This is a genomic window from Dickeya poaceiphila, assembly GCF_007858975.2.
GTDB lineage: Bacteria > Pseudomonadota > Gammaproteobacteria > Enterobacterales > Enterobacteriaceae > Dickeya > Dickeya poaceiphila.
In genome coordinates, this window is record NZ_CP042220.2 from 1,807,240 (window position 1) to 1,827,859 (window position 20,620).

A 20,620-nucleotide genomic window follows, 5' to 3' on the forward strand; every position below is an offset into this window, starting at 1 on the left:
TTATTTTGATAAACCTGCTGATTGAAATGTTACTGCTTGCCGGTATTTTAATATCTTGCAAATAATTTCATATATAAAAGGTAACAAATGATAATTATTGCAGCTATGGTTTGCCGGAACGTTACTAAATGACAACCTAATCATCAAATCAGAGGCAATCCATGGACTCCAGCTTTACTGCACACAGTGCGCCGACGGTTTATGCTGTCAACCATCCGCTTCCGCTTCATGTGCTGGCGACACGTATTGATGCGCTACCCTCGTCATGGGGATTGTGGCGTTTCATTATCCTGCTGTCGCTGGGCGGTTTCTTTGAACTTTATGATCTGTTTCAGACCGCCTACATCAGCACCGGCCTGATTGGTGAGAAGATTTTTCATACCGGGAAAGAGGGATTGTTAGGGGTTTCGGATCAGGCTACTTTTGCCTCCGTCACTTTTTTCGGCCTGTTTATCGGCGCCAGTTTGCTGGCTCCACAGGCGGATAGGTTAGGGCGCCGCACGGCGTTTATGTTTGCACTGGCGTGGTACGGCACATTTTCGCTGTTGATGGCGTTCCAAACCCAGGCGGAATGGGTGATCCTCTGCCGCTTTCTGGTGGGAATAGGGCTAGGGGTGGAGCTGGTAACCATTGATACTTACCTGTCTGAATGGACGCCGACCCACTTGCGCAATCGGGCGTTTGCGCTGGCGTTCTTCATGCAGTTTTTGTCGGTGCCAGTGGTCGCACTCATGTCCTGGTGGCTGATGTCGAAGACAGTGTGGGGGTTATCTGGCTGGCGCTATGTGGTGATTATTGGCGCGGTGTGTTCGCTGGTGGTGTGGTTGTTGCGCCGTAATCTGATGGAGTCGGCGCGTTGGCTGGCGTCGAAAGGACGTTATCAGGAAGCCGAGCGGGTGATGATCGCCATGGAACATCGCTGCGGTATGCCGCCGGGCGAAGCGCTGTCGCCACAGGCGGTGGACCCTTATCCGTCACGCGGTCGGTTTAGTGATATCTGGTCGTTGCGTTACCGACGTCGTACTCTGATGTTGATTATCATGAATATCTTTCAGGCGATAGGCTTTTTCGGTTTTGGTAACTGGCTGCCTGCATTGCTGGCAGGGAGGGGCGCAACCGTCACTCACAGCCTGCTGTACGCCTTTTTCATTACGCTGGCTTATCCGCTAGGGTCACTGGCGTGCAGTTGGTATGCGGGGAAACTCGAAAACAAATGGCAAATTGTGCTGTCATCATTAATGACGGTGATATGCGGTACGTTGTTTGCTTTTCAGACACAACCGATGTGGCTGATTGTTTGCGGTTTTCTGATCACCTACTCCAATGCCTGGTTGACCATTAGCTACCATGCCTACCAGACCGAGATTTTCCCCACGGCGATTCGCGCTCGCGGCGTCGGTTTTTGTTACGCCTTCAGTCGTCTGTCCACGGCACTTAGCAGCATCATCATCGGGTTGATTTTGCAGCATTATGACACCAGCGGCGTGTTGGCGTTCATCATCATCAGCATGTTGACTGTCGTAGTGACGGTTGGTGTATTCGGCCCGCGCACCCGCGGAGTCAGGCTGGAAAATATCTGATTACCGGAAAAGTCGCCGTTTTGGCAATCAGTCAATAAAAATACAGCCTAAAAACAACTGTGTTTTGATATAGCCCGCATTACGTTGCCACGAAGCGTGCTTATCTATAAGCAGGATAAGCACGGCGGGCGAATCGCTCAGGCGATGAGCGATATTGCCGATAACCAGAAGATGGATATTCTTTTTTTCCTCTGGCTGGAAGGGTACTTATGATGTTTCGTGGCAACAAATTGCTGTTGGCCGGTGTGCTCGGCGCGTTGGTAGCAGCAGGCTCCGCGCAAGCGCAGCAGTGGATTATGACGCCTGCTGACGCCCAGAGCTTCGCTAAGGCCAGTTTTCCTGAATATCTTGAAGGGCTGACGCTCAGTAACGACACCGATGTGGCAGCGGATATTCAGCGCAACCTCAATTGGCTGGATAAAGCTTTTCAGAAACGGGGGTTTACCACCCAGCAATTGGCTAATGGCGCACATCCGATGCTGTACGCCGAACTGGGACCCATGCAACCCAACCGCCCGACCATATTGTTTTTGATGCACTTCGATGGGCAGTCGGTGAGTAAATCTGACTGGAGTTCCGACCCCTGGACACCTACGCTGAAAATCAAAGATTCGCGCGGTATTTGGATGCCGCAACCTAACGAGCGGCTAATGCAGCCGGGGCTTGACCCGGAATGGCGCGTGTTTGGGCGTTCCGCATCGGACGGAAAAGGCGTGATCTCAGTGTTTCTGACCGCGGTGGATGCGCTTAAAAGCGCCAAAGCTGCGACTACGGTAAATATCAAGGTGTTGCTTGATTCTGAAGAGGAGCGCGGGTCGCCACATTTGACGTCGGTCGTTAATCAAAACGCCGCCCGACTCAAGAATGACGGCGTGGTGATCTTCAATGGGGCGGTGAACACGAATAACAAACCGGTGATCACGTTCGGCTATCGTGGGTCGATACAGGTCGATATGACGGTGTTTGGTCCTGATCCAGCGGCACACAGCGGCGCGTTTGGCAATGTCATCATCAATCCGGTGCAGCAACTGGCAACCTTGCTGGCCGGACTCAAAGATGCCGATGGACGGGTGACGTTGCCCGGTTTCTATGACCGGGTCAAACTGACTGATGACGAGCATAAGCAACTGGCGTTGCTGACGCCGCCGCGGGGTACCATCGAAAGCCGCTACGGGGTATACCAACTGGAGAAAATGGCGCCCAATCCGGTAGAAGCGGTGCAATATCCATCGCTGGATGTTATTGGATTGAGGGCGGGCGATACCGGGCGCAAGGCGGTGTATGCCATACCCTCAACGGCCACTGCCAGCATCAATATCCGTACCGTTCCTGAAACATCCCCCGATTATCTGTACGACCTGCTGAAAAAATACGTGGCGGCTCAAGGTTTCTTTGTGATTCGCTCCGATTCGCCCTCACTGCAGGAGCGCAATCATAATGCCCGGTTGATATCAATGAGCATGATGACCTCGTCGGGCAGTTCATTTGCGGTGCGTACACAGATGGAGTCGCCACTGGCGAAATGGGCGGTAGACGGCGTGAAAGCGCCGGGCAAAGGGGAACCGGAGAAAAACCGTATGCTGGGGGTTTCACCACCGATCAATGGCGCACTGGCGGCGCTGAAAAATGCGTTTGCCGTAATATCGCTGGTGAATACGGATAACAACGCGTACGGCAGTGATGAAAATATGCGTATCGGTAACTATATCGAAGGCATCCGCATTATGGTTTCCATGTTGACTACGCCATTCCCGGAGGAAGAAAAGGCGAAGTAAATCCGCGATTCGCTCGCCGGGGTGTCAACTTTTGCTGACACCCCACTTCATCCGGTGGCAGTGAAAGAGTATGATGCCACTCTCGTCCCTGCCGCACCTGATGAATGAAGGTTTTATTGATGCGTCTGGAAGTATTTTGTGAAGACCGAATTGGTCTGACTCGTGAGCTGCTTGATTTGCTGGTATTGCGGCATATCGACCTGCGCGGTATCGAAATTGATACTGCTGGTCGAATTTATCTCAATTTTACGCCCCTCGGTTTTGATACGTTCCGCGAACTGATGACGGAGATTCGCCGTATTCCGGGCGTTAGCGATGTGCGAACCATTGCGTTCATGCCATCCGAGCGGGAGCACCGTTCGCTACATGCATTGCTGGAATCCATGCCTGAGCCGGTGCTGTCGGTTGATCTCAAAGGCAAAGTGGAACTGATTAACGCTGCTGCGCTCAGCCTGTTTGACCTCACGCCAGAAAAAGCCCATGGGCTTAACGTCAGCCAGTTATTGAATAACTACCATTTTACCCGCTGGCAGGAACAGGGCGGCCAGCCGGAGACGAGTCGCGTAGTGCTCCGTGGGCAGGATTTTCTGCAGGAAGTGACGCCAGTTCATCTGGAAGATGATAAGGGCAAATCTGCTGTTGCCGGTGCGTTGGTGACGCTGAAATCAGCGGCGCGCATGGGCCGCCAGTTGCAGGAGACGCCGGTCAACGCCGAACATGAGTTTGACCATATTGTCGCGGTCAGCCCACGTATGCGTCAGGTGGTGGAACAGGCGCGCAAACTGGCGATGCTGGATGCGCCGCTATTGCTGGTGGGGGAAACCGGCACCGGCAAGGATATGCTGGCCCGCGCTTGTCACTTGCGCAGCAGTCGCGGTAAAAAACCATTTCTGGCGCTCAACTGCGCTGCACTGCCGGATGATGTAATGGAAAGCGAGCTTTACGGCCATGCACCGGGTGCTTATCCCAACGCGCTGGAAGGCAAGAAAGGTTTTTTTGAGCAAGCCAATGGCGGCTCGGTGCTGTTGGATGAAGTGGGTGAAATGTCGCCGCAGATGCAAACCAAACTGCTGCGTTTCCTGAACGATGGCACCTTTCGTCGGGTAGGAGAGGAACACGAGGTACACGTAGATGTGCGCGTTATCTGCGCGACCCAAAAGAACATGCTGGATCTGGTGCAGCGTGGTCTGTTTCGTGAAGATCTCTATTACCGCCTGAATGTGTTGACGCTGCAACTGCCGCCGCTGCGCGAGTGCCCGACGGATGTGATGCCGCTGGTCGAACTGTTTGTAGCCCGTTTTGCCGATGAGCAGGGCATAGCGCATCCTCGTATTGCGCAGGAGGTGCGTAATCTTTTGCCCCAATACGGCTGGCCGGGCAACGTGCGTCAGTTAAAAAACACCATTTATCGGGCGCTGGCACAACTGGAAGGCGATGAACTGCGGCTGAAAGATATCGACCTGCCTGCCTTTCAACCAGACATTACCCAGAATGACGATTTACTGGACGGCTCGCTCGACGATATCAGCAAGCGGTTTGAACGCTCGGTATTAACTCGCCTTTATCAGACTTACCCCAGCACCCGTAAATTGGCCAAACGGCTCGGAGTATCTCACACCGCCATCGCCAACAAATTGCGCGAGTATGGGCTGAGTAGCCGCAAAGGCGGGGATGAGGACGAGTAATCACGAATAAAAAAGCGGATGACTGTACTATCCGCTTTTTTATTGAAAACGCGGTTATGAAGATAAGTGTCTATGAAGCAAGATAGCCGTGCCTTTTGATGCCAGGAGGGCGATGGCATTGTATTGGGTGCTGTTTTGCGTGCCATGAGGTGATGATGGTTATTAGTCATAAAGAACACGTAGCGATGGGATTACGCTATACGATTAGATCAGCCGTTGAAGCTGATGCGAAAGTATTATCCCAATTAAGATTGAAGATTGATGGAGAAACAGAAAATCTGGACAGAGAATCTGGCGAGGGATTTATTGACGAGTCAGGATTTGAAAAACTCATTCGTGCAGATACGGAAAGTACCAGAAACTTATTTTTGGTGGCTATCGTGAATAACCATCTTGTTGGCTTTTCACGGTGTGAAGGGGTGAACCTCAAACGGTTCTCGCATAAAGTGGAGTTTGGGGTTTGTGTGCTTAAAGCGTTCTGGGGATATGGTGTGGGAAGCAATCTTTTGAAGGAGTCTATTGACTGGGCTGATAAGAATAAAATAAAAAAAATAACACTGAATGTTCTGGAAACTAATACGACAGCGATTGCTTTATATAAAAAATTTGGGTTTGAGATAGAAGGTGTGTTGAGGAGTGATAAAATACTTTCTGATGGTGAATATTATAACACCATCGTGATGGGAAGGCTTTATGATAAAAGCTAAACGTAGCGATGATTTATTTCAATACCAATCATCATGGTAAGGTGTGTAAGTTACAGGTTTTTTGCGTGAAAGATAAAAGTAATCCGTCATCATTTTTAAATGAATTTTAGCAAAATAGCCTCCTCAGAGAAAATGAAGAAAAAACGAACCGATTCTGGCAGCGGTATTTATCTATTGCCATTTAAAAATAGCGGCCAGTATCTGGATAAGGCGAACGATATACCCGAAATAATTCGAGTGCAGTAAATCTGGCAGCACATCACGCTAAAAAAATTAATTAATAAGCTCGTCCCCCGGAATCAACGAATATAACGCTGCCGTAACCGGCTGGTCATGAATAATAATCCGGTTGCGCAGCAGCCCTTCGAAATGTGCGCCCACTTTTTCTGCGACCTGACGGCTGGCGTGATTTTCTTCTGCGGCGATGATTTCCAGACGGGTCAACCCCAGCGTGCCGAAACCGAACGGCACCACTTCCCGCATGGCCTCAGTGATCAGCCCTTGCCCCTGTACTGACTGGCGAATCCAGTAACCAACATTGCCGAGGCGGTAGGCTTTGCTGATATTGTTGATAGCAATAGAACCGAGCAGGTGCCCGGTATTTCGGTCGTTGATCACCAGATCAAAAGCTGAACCTTCGCGGCGTTGCTGTTCGCAACCCATTATCCAACTCTGCGTCATAGACAGGTCGTAATGCGGCACACACCAGGGTAGCCAGCGGCCTACGGTTTCCAGCGACTCCTGTATCGCGTCAAGCAGTGCGGCGGCATCGGATGGTATAAACGGGCGCAGGCTTAGACGGGCAGTCAACAAGGGGAACATATCACCTCCAAACACCACGATGGCAGATACAGGATGATACAAATGATAATGCAACAGTTTTTTGCCTCACGCTATCGTCATTAAATATTCACCGGTAAATAACGTGGGAGAGGCAGGGGAGATTAGGTCATGCGTTTAATAAACAGCTGGCTAAGGATAACTGTTGACGGGCTGGTGCTGTGTGTTGTGCTGGCGATGGTATTGGTTATTCTCGTGTGGATGCTGTTACGCCAGAGCTTGCCCCAGTTGGATGGTGAATTACGTGTTCCGGGGTTGCATACGCCGGTGACGGTAGAGCGAGACGGTGCCGGTATCCCGACCATTCGGGCTGCCGACCGTTTCTCTGCTGCGTTTGCGCTGGGGTTTGTCCATGCGCAGGATCGTTTTTTCCAGATGGACCTGCTCAGGCGCAGCGCGGCAGGGGAACTGGCGGCGTTGGTGGGGGAGTCGGCGCTGCCGCTGGACCGCCAGCATCGGTTATTTTTGTTGCGTCAGCAGGTGACGCGCCGCTGGCCGGAACTGCCTGTCAATCAGCAGCAGATCCTGCGTAGTTACGCCGCTGGCGTCAATGCCGGGTTAAACAGCCTGAAAGTCAGGCCATTCGAATACTGGTTGCTGCGTGCTGATCCTCAAGTCTGGTTGCCAGAAGATACTCTGTTGGTGCTTGCTGAAATGTATTTTGACCTACAGGATAATCAGTTTGGCCGCGAATATGCCCGCGGCTGGATTGCCAGCCAGAGCACACCTGAACAGACCGATTTTTTGTTGCCGGATGTCAGTGTGTGGGATGCGCCGCTGGCAGGGCAACTCCCCCCTTTGCCGACGTTGCCTGCAGAGCCGCCCAGGTGGTGGGGTCAGCAAATGAGTATGCTCGCCAGGGGTAACCCGCATGTCGCAGAACAAGCGCATGTCGAAGCACAAATTAAAGGCAGCAATGGCTGGTTGGTACGTACGCCGGAACGAGCAATACTGGCGAACGATATGCATCTCATGTTGAATCTGCCGACGGTGTGGTATCGCGCTCAACTGATTTATCCCGCTGACGACGGCACGCTGCGCCTGACGGGGTTATCGTTGCCTGGCGCGCCAGCCATCGTCAGCGGTAGCAACGAGCATATCGCCTGGGGGTTTACCAACAGCCATGCCGACACTTTTGATTGGGTGAAACTGGATACGGCTGAGGGCAATCAGCATTCCGTGCAGGAAATACTGGCGGTAAGTCATGGCGACCCACAACCCATGACTGTGCAAACCAGTGACTGGGGGCCGGTAGTTGAAACCAGGCAGGGACGCATGGCGATGCACTGGGTATTACAATTGCCTGATTCGTTGGATCTGTCGCTCATGTCGCTGGCAGAAACCTATACAGTGCCGGATGCGTTGGCGGCTGGGCAGCGAGCCGGCCTGCCGGTACAAAATCTACTGGTGGCTGACAGCCGCGGACATATTGGCTGGACGCTGGCCGGAGCACTGCCGGATCGGTTGACGCCCGGTGTACAGAACACGTTCCCGCTGATGGACGTGCAGCAGGCACGCTGGCGCGCTACGGCGCTGCCGCCAGCATCTCATCCTGAGTTGATCGACCCACCGCAAGGCGTCATTGTAACCGCCAACAACCGGATGCTGTTCAATGAACAAGGAGACATTATCGGGGATGGCGGCGCTGACCCTGGCGTGCGCGCGTCGGCGATTCATCAGGCGCTGAGTGAGGTCAGCCAGCTGGATATTGCCGCAATGCATCGTATCCAACTGGATAACCGCGCACTGCTGGCCGCCAGCTGGCGCGACAGGTTACTTGACTGCCTGAATGCTTCTGCATCAGATACGCAGGCGGATCAAACAGCAATCAGAACACTATTACAGCAATGGAATGGCCAGGCGGCAGCCGATTCAGCGGCGTATTTATTACTGAACCGCTGGCGTGATGCGCTCTACCAGCGGTTGTTCGGCACGCTGGACCAACAACTGTCGCAGGCATGGCCGAATGCCAGTTACCGTGCGGCCAACCCACGCTGGGATATGACGGTGCAACAGTTGATGCGTGGTGAGGCTCGCCAGTGGGTGCCTGCGCCAGCCAAAGACTGGTGCCAGTTCTCGTTGCAGCAATTGACAGCGGTATGGCTGGATAATGGGGAGGGCAGCCGTAACTGGGGTGATGTTAATCAGAGCCGTATTGCCCACCCACTGGCGTCATCATTGCCGCTGGTGGGACGCCTGTTGCAAGTGCCGGCGCAACCGCTTTGCGGAGATAATAATGTGCCGCATGTAAATCGTCCGACATTCGGTGCTTCGGAGCGACTGGTCATCTCGCCGGGTGATGAAGCCCACGCCACGCTGAGCCTGCCGGGTGGGCAGAGCGGTAATCCGCTTAGTCCCTGGTGGCTGGATGGCTATCGTCGTTGGATGAGTGAACAGCAAACGCCGTTGTTACCGGGTGCCAGCGCCAGCAAGCTGGATCTGAAGCCGATTACGGCTCCTCAACCTTAAAAGATCCGTGATGACACGGTCATGACGTGATCTAGGCGGGCAGGTTTATCCCATTGGGCGGCGGAAGTTGTGCGAGGAGCGCCAGTTGCGCCGTATCCTGATCGCTGGCAGGCATATAAACCAGCATCCGGTTGCCGTTGCGAGACGCACTCCACCAGTTGATCTGGCGTAAGGTAAATATGCCCAGCGTTGGATGGCGAAAACGCTTGATTTTGTCATCCACTCCCTGAATTTCATAGCGCTGGTACCACAACTGGCGGAATTCCTCTGAGGCGTTCAGGTAGCGCTGTAGTTGTGCTTCCCACAGTGGTTCACCTGCGTGTTCCGTCATTTGCGCCCGGAACATTGCCACCAGATTGGGCAACAGATCATGTTGGTCCACCAGCCGTTCCCGCCAGTTGGGGTGAGTGAGCGCCAGCCAGATGCAGTTACGATCTTCCGGCGCTATCTGATTCAGATCGATATCCAGTAACTGACACCAGGTGAGATTGAATCCCAGTATGGTGAAGCGGGCATTGACGATCACCGCTGGCAACGGATTGAGCTGATCAAGAATACGTTGGCTGTCCGTGCTGATTTTTTCGCAACTGGCTTGTGCTGCGGGGGAAAACGGCAATCCTGCCAACATAAACAGATGCCGGGTTTCTGCTTCGTTGAATTGCAGGGCGTTGGCGATCGCGGTCAGTGTTTTGGCGGATGCGCGTATTTCCCGGCCTTGCTCCAGCCAGGTGTACCAGGTAATGCCCACGTCTGCCAGTAGGGCGACATCTTCGCGGCGCAGGCCTGGCGTGCGTCGCTTACGAGGAACCGATAGCCCCAGTCGCAGCGGATCGAGACTTTCACGTCGTGCGCGCAGAAATGCGCCCAGGCGTTTGCGGTTATCCGGTTGTAGCGTAGTGACGTGGGTGTCAGCCGGTGGCGTGGGTAGCGGCATAACCATAAGAACCTCCAGATGGGGCGTTGAATAGTCACAAACAGGTAGTTCTTATACCAGGATAAACAGGAACTGGTACCCGTTTAAATTATCGATAATGCTAACTGCCTCACAGAATTAACACAACGGGTACATCGATGAAACAGGTTTCACTTTCACAACGGCTCACTGGCATCGGCCTGATGGTGCTGTTGACCGGTCAACTGTTACCGATGATCGACTTTTCTATCGTCAACGTGGCGCTGGAGGCTATCGCTCATTCACTTTCTGCCAGCCCGGCTGAGCTGGAATTGGTGGTATCGGTTTATGGCGTGGCATTTGCTGTATCGCTGGCGATGGGCGGGCGGTTAGGGGATAACCTGGGACGGCGACGGGTGTTTATTGCTGGTGTTGCCGTGTTTGGCGTGGCGTCGTTGCTGTGCGGTATTGCTCAGGAGGTCTGGATGCTGCTGGCAGCTCGCGCTTTGCAAGGGATTGGCGCTGCACTGGTGGTACCGCAGATTTTGGCAACGATTCATGTCTGCCTGCGGGGACGTAAGCATACCCGTGCGCTGGGTTTTTATAGCGCCATCGGTGGATTAGCTTTTGTGGTCGGTCAGGTACTCGGTGGTTTTTTGATTCAACTGGATATCGCCGGTTATGGCTGGCGCAGTGTATTTTTGGTTAATTTGCCGGTCTGCCTGCTGGTGTTGCTGCTGGCGCCGTCACGCCTGCCTGACACCCGTGGCGAAAAACCGGTTGCGTTGGATATGTCTGGCACGGCGCTGTTGTCACTGATGCTGGCAAGCCTGCTGTTTCCGTTGGCGTTGGGACCTATCTGGCACTGGCCGTGGCCCTGTATCGCCGTGTTGCTGAGCAGCCTGGTGTGGTTTGCGCTGTTATGGCGAGTAGAGCGTCGTCAGCCAGCGCCGTTACTGCCGCCTGCGTTGTTTCGTTTGCCGGGGGTCCGTTTCGGGTTGCTGCTGGCGTTGCTGTTTTTTTCCAGCTGGAGCGGGTTTATGTTCGCGGTTGCTTATACCTTGCAATCCGGCGCAGGTTTTACCCCGTTGCAGTCAGGTAACAGTTTTATCGGTCTGGGGTTGTCCTATTTTGTGGCATCGTTGTTCAGTAGCCGCCTTATCACTCGCTTTGGTAATCGCGGGGCATTGCTGACGGGGTGCGCCATTCAGATGAGCGGGTTGGTGTTATTGATAGTGTCGCTGGCGTGGCGCTGGCCGGTATCGGTGCTGCAATTGTTGCCTGCGACCATGATGATTGGCTTTGGTCAGGCGTTTATTGTCAGCAGTTTTTATCGCATCGGGCTGTCTGATGTACCGACGCAGCAGGCCGGTTCGGGCAGTGCATTACTTTCTACCATGCAACAGGCATCACTGGGGTTGGGTCCAATAGTGCTGGGTACCCTATTGGTACAGGCGCTACATGCCAGTGGCGGACATTTTGCCCGTGCGCTGATCGTCACACTGATGGCGGAATGGGGCGTGATGCTGGTGCTGGTATGGTGTGCGCTGCGTAACCGGCAGACGTTTACCCCCACGTGCCCGGTCGCCAGTGGAGAATAACGTCATCGAGAGCCAGTGATGCCAATAAAAAATGCCAGTCTCTCGACTGGCATTTTAGTGGGCGCTATCGCGGTGATGGCGAAACACGGCGATAGCGCATCGAGACTTATTTCAGTACGGCGATAGCTGCATCGTAATCCGGTTCGTTGGTGATTTCGTTCACCAGTTCGCTGTGCAGCACGTTGTCGTTTTCATCCAGCACCACAACGGCGCGTGCGGTCAGCCCTTTCAGCGCACCGTCGGCAATTGCCACACCGTAATTTTCCTTGAATTCTGCGCCGCGCAGCGTAGACAACACGACCACGTTGTTCAGACCTTCAGCACCACAGAAGCGAGACTGGGCGAATGGCAAATCGGCGGAGATGCACAGGACGATGGTATTATCCAGGCTGGATGCCAGTTGATTAAATTTGCGCACAGACGCGGCGCAGACACCGGTATCAATGCTTGGGAAGATGTTCAGGACTTTGCGTTTGCCGGCGTAGTGGCTCAGAGCGACATCAGAGAGATCTTTGGCAACCAGTGAAAATGCAGGTGCCTTGCTGCCGACTGCCGGAAAAGATCCTGTTACCGGTACCGGGTTACCCTGGAAATGTACATTTGTTGACATGCTTACGTCCTTCATCACAGGTGATTAACATGTTGGTTAGTGTAGGGCAACATTATCAACATTGGTATAAAAAATTATGAGACAACAAACGAATCAGCGCAGACAGATAGCGGTGATTGGCGCTATCGGCGGCGACAGGCGGCAACTCAGCGGTAATGCAATGCAACTGGCGTTCAGCGCACCAACTGCCAAATGAACCCGGCGTAGGGTATCCCACATCATCCACCAGCGGCAGCGAGAATTCATGCGCCAGCCAGGCACCCAGCTCGGAACGTTGCGGGTCATCGATACAGGCCAGCGGTTCATGAAAAGACACCACCCACGGAGGCGACAAATGATCGATAAGGCGGCAAAGCGCCTGTGTTTCCGGCTCGGAGCCGGGACTCTCGCCGGTGGCAAGTTGCACGTCGCGCACGGATGTGCTTTCGCTCCAACGGTAGACCGTGTTATCTGGTCGCCAGTTGGTCGCTGGAAAATTACGATTGAGATCAACGCCGTGAGCGTTGGCGCGCAGACCTAGCTGGCAGCCGTCCGGGTTGACCGCCAGTATCACGTGGTGTGCCCGGTTACCCGGCGCGAGTGTGCGTAATGCGCAGGAAAGCGCCACCACCGATGCGGTTTCATCACCGTGTGTCCCGGCGATGATCAACCCGCTGTTTTTGCCTGTCTTTTCAGCCGGGAACCAAAGCAGCGGTGCGCCCAGCCGGGAACGACCATACTCCTGACCCGGTGAAACAAAGAACCCGCGCTCGGTTCGAGGGCGTTGCAGAAATCCAGCGTCTGTCATGGCAGCTCCCTGAATGATGAACCCTGTTGTTTCGCCTGATAATAACAAAAAATGTATACAGGTCGTGTCGGCAAGCCCGAAATCGCGGGGCGTTTCGCAAAGCGATGGCGTACCACTGGCTGGAAGATCAAGTTTGCGACTATGATAATTTTCAGCCTGATAATGATTTTTTCAGCTGATTACCTGACATGTTCCTGGTCGCTCCTCAATCCTGCTTCGGGTCTTACGAGGTTGCAGGGGGCGAAGACAATGTTTAATGTGGTTCAAAGGCAATGATTGCAAGAGTAATAGTTGTAATGGTGATGGTTTAAGGATAATAGTTTTAAGGACACAACATGCAATTTCGTTATTCCGCTGTTTGCGTAAATGCGTTCTGCGCTGTACTGATGACCATGCTGCTCAATCCGGCAGGTGCTGCGCAGGTTCCTCCTGGTACCGTATTGGCGGACCAGCAGCAGATCGTGCGCCATATCAAAGATGAACCCGCGTCGCTGGACCCCATTAAAGCGGTTGGTTTGCCGGAAATTCAGGTCATTCGAGATTTGTTTGAAGGATTGGTGAATCAGGATGCACAAGGCAACCCGATTCCCGGCGTCGCTCAGCGTTGGCAGACTAACGATAATCGTACCTTTATTTTTACCCTGCGCGCTAATGCTCGCTGGTCGAATGGCGACCCGGTTACTGCCAGGGACTTTGTCTACAGCTGGCGGCGACTGGTGACGCCGCAGAACAATTCGCCGTTTGGCTGGTTTGCGCGCCTGGCGGGGATCGTCAATGCTGATGAGATTCTGGCTGGCAAACTGCCCGCCGATAAACTGGGCGTCACTGCGGTTGACGACCACACACTCAAAGTACAATTGAGTAAACCAGTACCTTATTTCATTAGCCTGATGGCTAATTTCAGCCTTTATCCGGTGCATCAGGCCACCGTGGAGAAATACGGCAACGAGTGGACTAAACCGGGCAATCTGGTGGGTAACGGCGCCTTCGTGCTGACAGAGCGGGTGGTTAACGAAAAGTTGGTACTGACGCCTAACGACCAGTATTGGGATCATGCTAATACCCGGTTGACGCAGGTCACTTTCGTACCGATCAATCAGGAGTCCAATGCTACCAAGCGTTATCTGGCCGGCGACATCGATATCACCGAGTCATTTCCCAAGAACCAGTACCAGAAACTGCTTAAAGATCTGCCGGGGCAGGTCTTTACGCCAGACCAACTGGGTACCTATTACTATGCGTTTAACACCCAGCGCGCACCAACCAACGATGTGCGGGTACGAAAGGCGCTTTCGTATGCCATCGACCGCAAAATTATTGCTGAGAAAGTGTTGGGAACCGGCGAAAAACCGGCCTACCGTTTTACGCCTGATGTGACCGCCGGATTCACGCCGCAACCGGTACAGTTGCAGCAGTATTCACAGGCTGAGCTGGATATGCAGGCCAAGGCGCTAATGGCGGCAGCGGGTTATGGCCCGTCCAGACCGCTGAAGCTGACGCTGTTGTACAACCTGCAGGAAGTTCATCAGAAAATCGCCATTGCGGTAGCGTCGATGTGGAAGACGAAACTCGGTGTAGAGGTCAAGCTGGTGAATCAGGAATGGAAAACCTATATCGACAGTCGCAACACGGGCAATTTTGATGTGATACGCGCGTCTTGGGTTGGTGATTACAACGAGCCATCCACCTTCCTGTCGCTACTGACTTCCAGTCACAGCGGCAATATCGCACGTTTCAACAATGCAGATTATGACCGCCTGATGACGGATACCGCCGGGCAAACTGACCGGAAGGTATTAAACGAGGATTATAATCACGCCGAGCAGATTCTGGCTGAGCAGGCACCGATTGCGCCAATCTACCAGTACACCAATGGTCGGTTGATTAAACCTTGGGTGAAAGGCTATCCCATTACCAATCCTGAAGATGTCGCTTACAGTCATACGCTTTATATTCTGAAACACTAAGTCAGGTTTCTTAATGACAGCGTTATCAAGACGTGTGGCGACGATGCACCCTTTCCGATTGCGGTTGTTGTAACAGGCAGTAAGATGGAAGCGGTGTGCGTGGCAGGAGGAACGGCGTGGAAGTGACTGAAAATAATGCTATCCGGCATACTGGTGCGGTCTTTACCTATCGGCTGGATGGCAAGGGCGGCATTCTGCCGCTGGCGGAGAGTAGTGTGAGCGAGGAGGCAGAGCAGCCTGTCTGGTTACATCTTGACTCGACACAACCGGCCAGCGTGCACTGGCTGCATGAAACCACGCTCTTGCCGGACAGCGTACGTAACGCGCTGGCGGGAGAAAGCGCCCGCCCCCGCGTATTACGGCTTGGTGAGGGCACGCTGGTGACCCTGCGCAGCATCAATTACAACCCTAATGAAAGGCCGGATGAATTGGTCGCCATCCGGGTATTTATTACTGGCCGGCTGATTGTTTCTACTCGTCGCCGCAAGGTTGCGGCGATTGATGAGGTGATGAGTGACCTGAAAGAGGGCAACGGTCCTGCCAACAGTGGTGACTGGATTGTATCCGTTGCCGAGGCATTAACCGATAACACCAGTGAGTTCATTGATGAACTGCATGAGAAAATCATCGATCTGGAAGATGCGTTACTGGAACAACGTATTCCACCGCGTGGTGAACTGGCGCTGATTCGCAAACAATTGATTGTGTTACGCCGTTATATGACGCCGCAACGCGATATTTTCTCGCGTTTATCCGGTGAGAAATTCAGTTGGATGCAGGATGACGACCGTCGTCGTATGCAGGAAATTGCCGAACGTCTTGGTCGTGGGCTGGAAGATTTGGATGCCAGCATCGCTCGTACAACCGTGATTGCGGATGAAATCACCACGCTGATGACTGATGCGATGAACCGGCGTACCTATACGATGTCGTTGCTGGCAATGGTTTTTCTGCCCACTACCTTTCTGACCGGATTATTTGGCGTTAACCTGGGTGGTATTCCGGGCGCCACTAGTGGTATCGGATTTGGTGTATTTTGCCTGATGTTGGTGCTGTTAGTGAGCGGCGTTGCCTGGTGGTTAAAGCGCAGTAAATGGCTATGAAGGGCGAGGCGGAATAATTGCGCGAAATATCACACAACCAATAGCAGTGATAAAAACCATAGTTAATATTGAGCAATATCAACATTTTTGGACTACACCTACGGCACTATGCTTTCCGCAGGTGAATGCAACGTCAAGCGATGGGCGTTGCGCTCCATATTGTCTTACTTCCTTTTTTGAATTACTGCATAGCACAATTAATTCACACCATGCCGACGTTTCGTCGGCTTTTTTTTGCCTGCAATTTAATGTAAAGCATCTGATACGGACGGTGTGCCGTTCGTCGCGATGAGCGCCGTATTCGCACGTTATTTTTATCGGAAAGTAGTCCGTGGTGTGTACACATATCGGCGGCCAGGTGGCCGCCAATCAGTGTTAACGGATTTCCAGTACGTCCAGTCGCTCCAGCGGTCGGGCGCTGTCTTCGTCGTCCTCATCCGGTTGCCAGCCTACGGGTTGCAGCGGCATCTCCTCTCGGTCGAATGCCAGATCGCCACCGTCTACCACCTCGCTGCCCTGACGAATTGACTTGAAATCGAACAGGTTGGTATCGCTCAGATGCGACGGCACCACATTCTGCATGGCGCTAAACATGGTTTCGATACGGCCTGGGTAGCGTTTGTCCCAGTCACGCAGCATATCCTTGATTACCTGGCGTTGCAGGTTAGGCTGCGAGCCGCACAGATTACACGGAATAATCGGGAACTGGCGCGCGTCGGCAAAACGTTCAATATCTTTTTCGCGGCAGTATGCCAGTGGGCGAATCACCACGTGCTTGCCGTCGTCGCTGACCAGTTTTGGCGGCATACCTTTCAGCTTACCGCCGTAGAACATGTTCAGAAACAGCGTTTGCAGGATGTCATCACGGTGATGACCGAGTGCAATTTTGGTGGCGCCCAGTTCGGTGGCGGTACGGTACAGAATGCCACGACGCAGGCGCGAGCAGAGCGAACAGGTGGTCTTCCCTTCCGGAATCTTCTCTTTCACGATACCGTAGGTGTTTTCTTCCACAATTTTATATTCAACGCCGATGCTGTCCAGATAGTGCGGCAGCACATGTTCCGGGAAACCCGGCTGCTTCTGGTCGAGATTCACCGCCACCAGCGAGAAATTTACCGGCGCGCTCTGTTGCAGATTACGCAGGATCTCCAGCATGGTGTAGCTGTCTTTGCCACCGGACAGACAGACCATGATGCGGTCGCCGTCTTCAATCATATTGAAATCGGCAATCGCCTCGCCCACGTTACGACGCAGACGCTTTTGCAATTTGTTGAGGTTGTATTGTTGCTTGGGTGTAACGGATTGATTTTCTGACATTTAACGGTAACTCATGTTCATGGGGCCGGTGCTCCAGCGTTGCTGGGGGCTAAGTGTACCATTAAGTGCGTGGCAGGGGAGTCTGGTGGGTAATAAACCTGCTAAATGATGGCAGGTGGCCATTTAGGTGGCCACCTGTATCGGATGTCCTGTGTGATTCATAGACATCAGAGATTAGTTATTTTGATTCCTGCTGATTCGATTTTTTTCCTTCTGAAGATAATCGACTCTATGTCTCCCATTTTCATATTTTTGATAATCTTCGTTGTTTTTCAGAAAAATTATAAACTGATCAATACTATTCTGTGATGCAGCTGGCATCGCCTGGACGCCTTGAAATCCCTGGTAAACAATATCGACTAAAATATCTTTAATTGCCGGATTAAGGTTTTCCCATTTTGTTACGCTGCTCATGCCGCTGGTATTCTTTTTATAAAGCTCTTGCGCTTTTTTCTCATAAATCGGGTAGATATTATTGAATAGTTTTATCTGTTGCTCCATGGTGATTTCGCCAATGTCATTATTTTCATTAACGAACTTTCTTGCCTGTTCTCCAGTTTTTCCTGCCGCAGAGGATATTTTCGATGCCTGAGATGCCGGAATGCCCGCAGCGATCAAATCATTATAGACTTGTTTCTTAGTCCGTTGCCCCATGTCATACCCTCGACCGAGTGTGACGCCAGATTCTTTTGTTTCAGGAAAATGAATGTGCCGACTAAAATATTTGCCTCTGTCTTCGCTTCCTTCAGCATCATATGTCACCTTTCCTTTGAGTACGGTAAGCGTTTGATTATCCGTTTCTTGTGCTGAGACGCCTTCTGTATGTTCGGACTGAGCGGCGATCCTAATCGGTGCTGTAGGCAGAGATAGAGATTCGGTAGTCTCAGGGTGCGATGCAGATACAGCGGAGCGTGACGCTTGAGCCACAGGTCGTGACGCCGGTGCTGAGGCAGATAATTGCGTCGCCTGAGTGGTTGGGACCGGGCGCGTTACTGTTACTGAAGGTGCTGTTACCGGTGTTTGGGAAACGGGCTTGGTGCCTTGAGAAGCGTTGAAGTCATCAATCTGAGCCTGTGTGGGGACCATTCTATAAATGGTGTAGCCAGGCAACGCCTTGCGGTAATCCGGTCCAGGATAGAATCCTGATTGCGTAAAGTCGGAAATCCATTTGCTGCCGTCGTACATGGCGGCATGGCCAAATGGGTGGTCTTTTTTGATCCCGGCTTTTATATCCTGCTTAAAGCCTTCCAGAATAACCACGTCACCAGGAAGAAGTTTACTGCTGTCATATTCTCTGGATGGTCTTGGCATAGAAAATAGGGGGGAAAAACCAGCGGCAATGAGTTTAGAACCGAGATCTTTCGCCGCAGGCGCTCTTTCTATTTTTGTTCCACCAGCCTGAATTGCATTAACAACAGCTCTTGCACAATAACCTATAGATTCTTTTTTGGCATTGCGTTGCAGCGCGCTGATAGTGGTTGCAGGGTTCCAGGTTACCGTTGCTATAGGCTTAGGTGCCGATGTTGTTGAACTCTCTGCTAATGGCGCTGCGGCAGAAGCTGATTCGGCGGGCGAAGAGGTGGGCGCAATGGTATTAAGCTTAACATCAACCTCGATCGGTTTAACGTCGGGAGGGGCAGCCTGAGGTTCAACAGAAGCAGGTTTGGCTTCGGTTACATTCGGTTTGCCTTGGGCTGCCTGAGTCAGAGAGGCGGATGCGGACGAGAGTAATTCCGGTACTGTGCCTGCCAGCCGCGACAGCGGTGCCGCCATGCCAGACATCAGTTTGCTTAATTGGCTTCCCGCAGCGGCATAATCAGGCGCAAACGGCGGGGTGGACGGCTCCTGCGGTGCTGCGGGTTCTACTGCCGGTTCTGTTGTGGTGGCGGCAGTAACCGGTGCCGGCGCGGAAGATGACTGGCTGGTCTGCGGCACGCTGGAGGCAGACGGCTGTGCTGGACCTTGAGACGAAGGCGTAGCAGTTTCAGCGTGAGGCGCGTTAAATTTGGGTAGTGGCGTAACGGCAGGGGCTGGTGGTGCAGCCGGCGGCGTCGGCTGACTGCTGGCCGTTGCTGGCGCCGCCGGCACGCCGGATTCCGGTGCGGATAAGCGTATATTTTCCAGCCCGGATAACGGAGCGTTAGAATAACCAGTCGCCGGGTTATTGGTCGTTGATGTATTTTGCTGTGACTGGGATGTTATTTCTGTTTTCTTCGCAAAAGAGCGTGTTTTTTTTATCACGACGAAAAGTTGTTTCCGGGTGGTGTTATTCTTTTTCATAGGCGTTTAATAAGCGTATTATTTGACGTCAATCATGAAAAATTAACGCCAGCTGGATGAATGGGGGCCGCTTCAGCATTATTACTCACTGAAGTTGGCCATATTTCAGCGTCATGAGAAGAACGATGGCGTTATATTATCGTTTGTGGTTGATTACACTATTCAGGCGTGTTGGTGGGTGGCTCAGCAAACAAATGAATGGATGTCGGGTTAGCGGATGATGTTTGTCGATGCGGATAATTATCCCCCGACTTACCCTTTTTTCACTTCATCAACCGGAAAAATCGCTGCTATTCTGTGGGCGCAACCCGGTGCCTGCCTGTTGTCCGGCAGGTCATGAAGGAAACCGGTCTGGACCCTGTGTGGGTTGAAACTGTTGGCAAAAAGAGAAAAATACCCATGAAGAAATTGCTCCTGGCCGTTGCGGTCACGGCGATGCTGTCAGGATGTTCGGTGTTTCGCACCAAAACAACGAGCCTGAGCAGTACATTTATCTCGCCGTACTACTTTACCTATAACACTACCCATGTGTTGCAGAACAATACCAACTGGGTGGATTACATCTATTTGACGGGCAATCCGGCGCGCTGGGATGAGATCCGCGGGACTTACAAAGCGGCATTACCCAAGATTACCCTTAATTATCGGGTTGAGCCGTCAAACGGTGGCTATCGCATTACCTATAACGGCATGGTGAATTATCTGCTGTCGGCGCGCCATGGCGTTGACAACGGCAAGGATATGATCGAGGGCGAAAGCGTACGGCAATTCCTTATTCCTCAGCGCACGGCAGAGGTAAGCGGAGACAAGAAGGTGATGTTGACGCTGACGGATGACATCAAGGTGGAAGTATCGCTGACAGCGAAAGTTGAGATGCATTCGATTGAAGATCGTTAACGGATAATAACGTCATAAGGCTGTCATCACGAAAGGTAAAACCGGGGATAGGCGGTGAGCGCATGACGGTAACCGTGTGGTAAAGAGGCGACGTGAATAGAATGTCATCC

Annotated in this window: 15 protein-coding genes; 9 read left to right on the forward strand and 6 right to left on the reverse strand. The window is 52.6% G+C overall.

Annotation, left to right across the window (positions count from 1 at the left end):
• Nucleotides 1–161 precede the first annotated feature (161 nt).
• The 4 genes from Dpoa569_RS08105 (at nucleotide 162) to Dpoa569_RS08120 (ending at nucleotide 5,747) form a co-directional block, all read left to right on the forward strand.
• The gene (locus Dpoa569_RS08105; RefSeq protein ID WP_227983157.1) at nucleotides 162–1,580 is read left to right on the forward strand and encodes an MFS transporter; all 1,419 of its coding nucleotides are present in this window, start codon (nucleotides 162–164) and stop codon (nucleotides 1,578–1,580) included.
• A gap of 212 nt (nucleotides 1,581–1,792) precedes the next feature.
• On the forward strand, nucleotides 1,793–3,355 hold the full coding sequence (locus Dpoa569_RS08110) for a M20/M25/M40 family metallo-hydrolase (RefSeq protein WP_042873948.1): 1,563 nt from the start codon (nucleotides 1,793–1,795) through the stop codon (nucleotides 3,353–3,355).
• A 119-nt stretch (nucleotides 3,356–3,474) separates the two neighbouring features.
• A complete protein-coding gene (gene tyrR, locus Dpoa569_RS08115; RefSeq protein ID WP_042870984.1) occupies nucleotides 3,475–5,040 on the forward strand; it encodes a transcriptional regulator TyrR in 1,566 nt (521 codons plus the stop codon).
• Nucleotides 5,041–5,192: 152 nt separating this feature from the next.
• The gene (locus tag Dpoa569_RS08120) at nucleotides 5,193–5,747 is read left to right on the forward strand and encodes a GNAT family N-acetyltransferase (protein ID WP_201765196.1); all 555 of its coding nucleotides are present in this window, start codon (nucleotides 5,193–5,195) and stop codon (nucleotides 5,745–5,747) included.
• A 273-nt stretch (nucleotides 5,748–6,020) separates the two neighbouring features.
• On the opposite strand, the gene Dpoa569_RS08125 is transcribed toward Dpoa569_RS08120, so the two are convergent.
• Nucleotides 6,021–6,569, reverse strand: coding sequence for a GNAT family N-acetyltransferase (locus Dpoa569_RS08125; RefSeq protein ID WP_042873947.1), 549 nt, complete (start codon nucleotides 6,567–6,569; stop codon nucleotides 6,021–6,023).
• 129 nt (nucleotides 6,570–6,698) lie between these two features.
• Here Dpoa569_RS08125 and Dpoa569_RS08130 point away from each other — a divergent pair, with 129 nt between their 5' ends.
• On the forward strand, nucleotides 6,699–9,056 hold the full coding sequence (locus Dpoa569_RS08130) for a penicillin acylase family protein (RefSeq protein WP_042870980.1): 2,358 nt from the start codon (nucleotides 6,699–6,701) through the stop codon (nucleotides 9,054–9,056).
• Nucleotides 9,057–9,087: 31 nt separating this feature from the next.
• Here Dpoa569_RS08130 and Dpoa569_RS08135 read toward each other — a convergent pair whose 3' ends face one another.
• Nucleotides 9,088–9,996: a helix-turn-helix transcriptional regulator gene (locus Dpoa569_RS08135; RefSeq protein ID WP_042870978.1), complete on the reverse strand. Its 909-nt coding sequence runs from the start codon at nucleotides 9,994–9,996 to the stop codon at nucleotides 9,088–9,090.
• A gap of 131 nt (nucleotides 9,997–10,127) precedes the next feature.
• On the opposite strand from Dpoa569_RS08135, the gene Dpoa569_RS08140 reads away from it, so the two are divergent.
• Complete coding sequence (locus Dpoa569_RS08140) at nucleotides 10,128–11,549, forward strand: MFS transporter (RefSeq protein WP_042870976.1); 1,422 nt, start codon at nucleotides 10,128–10,130, stop codon at nucleotides 11,547–11,549.
• A 106-nt stretch (nucleotides 11,550–11,655) separates the two neighbouring features.
• Here the strand turns inward: Dpoa569_RS08140 and tpx are convergent, their stop codons facing one another.
• Nucleotides 11,656–12,159, reverse strand: coding sequence for a thiol peroxidase (tpx, locus tag Dpoa569_RS08145; protein ID WP_042870975.1), 504 nt, complete (start codon nucleotides 12,157–12,159; stop codon nucleotides 11,656–11,658).
• 55 nt (nucleotides 12,160–12,214) lie between these two features.
• Nucleotides 12,215–12,946, reverse strand: a complete 732-nt coding sequence (gene mpaA, locus Dpoa569_RS08150) for a murein tripeptide amidase MpaA (protein ID WP_042870973.1) — start codon at nucleotides 12,944–12,946, stop codon at nucleotides 12,215–12,217.
• Between the two features lie 386 nt (nucleotides 12,947–13,332).
• Here mpaA and Dpoa569_RS08155 point away from each other — a divergent pair, with 386 nt between their 5' ends.
• Nucleotides 13,333–14,913, forward strand: a complete 1,581-nt coding sequence (locus Dpoa569_RS08155) for a peptide ABC transporter substrate-binding protein (RefSeq protein WP_173024023.1) — start codon at nucleotides 13,333–13,335, stop codon at nucleotides 14,911–14,913.
• A 116-nt stretch (nucleotides 14,914–15,029) separates the two neighbouring features.
• Nucleotides 15,030–16,016 carry a zinc transporter ZntB gene (zntB, locus tag Dpoa569_RS08160; RefSeq protein ID WP_042870969.1) on the forward strand — a complete coding sequence of 329 codons (987 nt, stop codon included), beginning with the start codon at nucleotides 15,030–15,032 and terminating at the stop codon, nucleotides 16,014–16,016.
• Between the two features lie 375 nt (nucleotides 16,017–16,391).
• On the opposite strand, the gene ttcA is transcribed toward zntB, so the two are convergent.
• Both ttcA and Dpoa569_RS08170 read right to left on the reverse strand, forming a co-directional pair.
• The gene (gene ttcA / locus Dpoa569_RS08165) at nucleotides 16,392–17,333 is read right to left on the reverse strand and encodes a tRNA 2-thiocytidine(32) synthetase TtcA (protein WP_042870968.1); all 942 of its coding nucleotides are present in this window, start codon (nucleotides 17,331–17,333) and stop codon (nucleotides 16,392–16,394) included.
• Between the two features lie 174 nt (nucleotides 17,334–17,507).
• Nucleotides 17,508–19,613, reverse strand: a complete 2,106-nt coding sequence (locus Dpoa569_RS08170) for a pesticin C-terminus-like muramidase (RefSeq protein WP_146411226.1) — start codon at nucleotides 19,611–19,613, stop codon at nucleotides 17,508–17,510.
• 399 nt (nucleotides 19,614–20,012) lie between these two features.
• On the opposite strand from Dpoa569_RS08170, the gene Dpoa569_RS08175 reads away from it, so the two are divergent.
• On the forward strand, nucleotides 20,013–20,510 hold the full coding sequence (locus Dpoa569_RS08175; RefSeq protein WP_042873945.1) for a hypothetical protein: 498 nt from the start codon (nucleotides 20,013–20,015) through the stop codon (nucleotides 20,508–20,510).
• The last annotated feature ends 110 nt before the right edge of the window (nucleotides 20,511–20,620 follow it).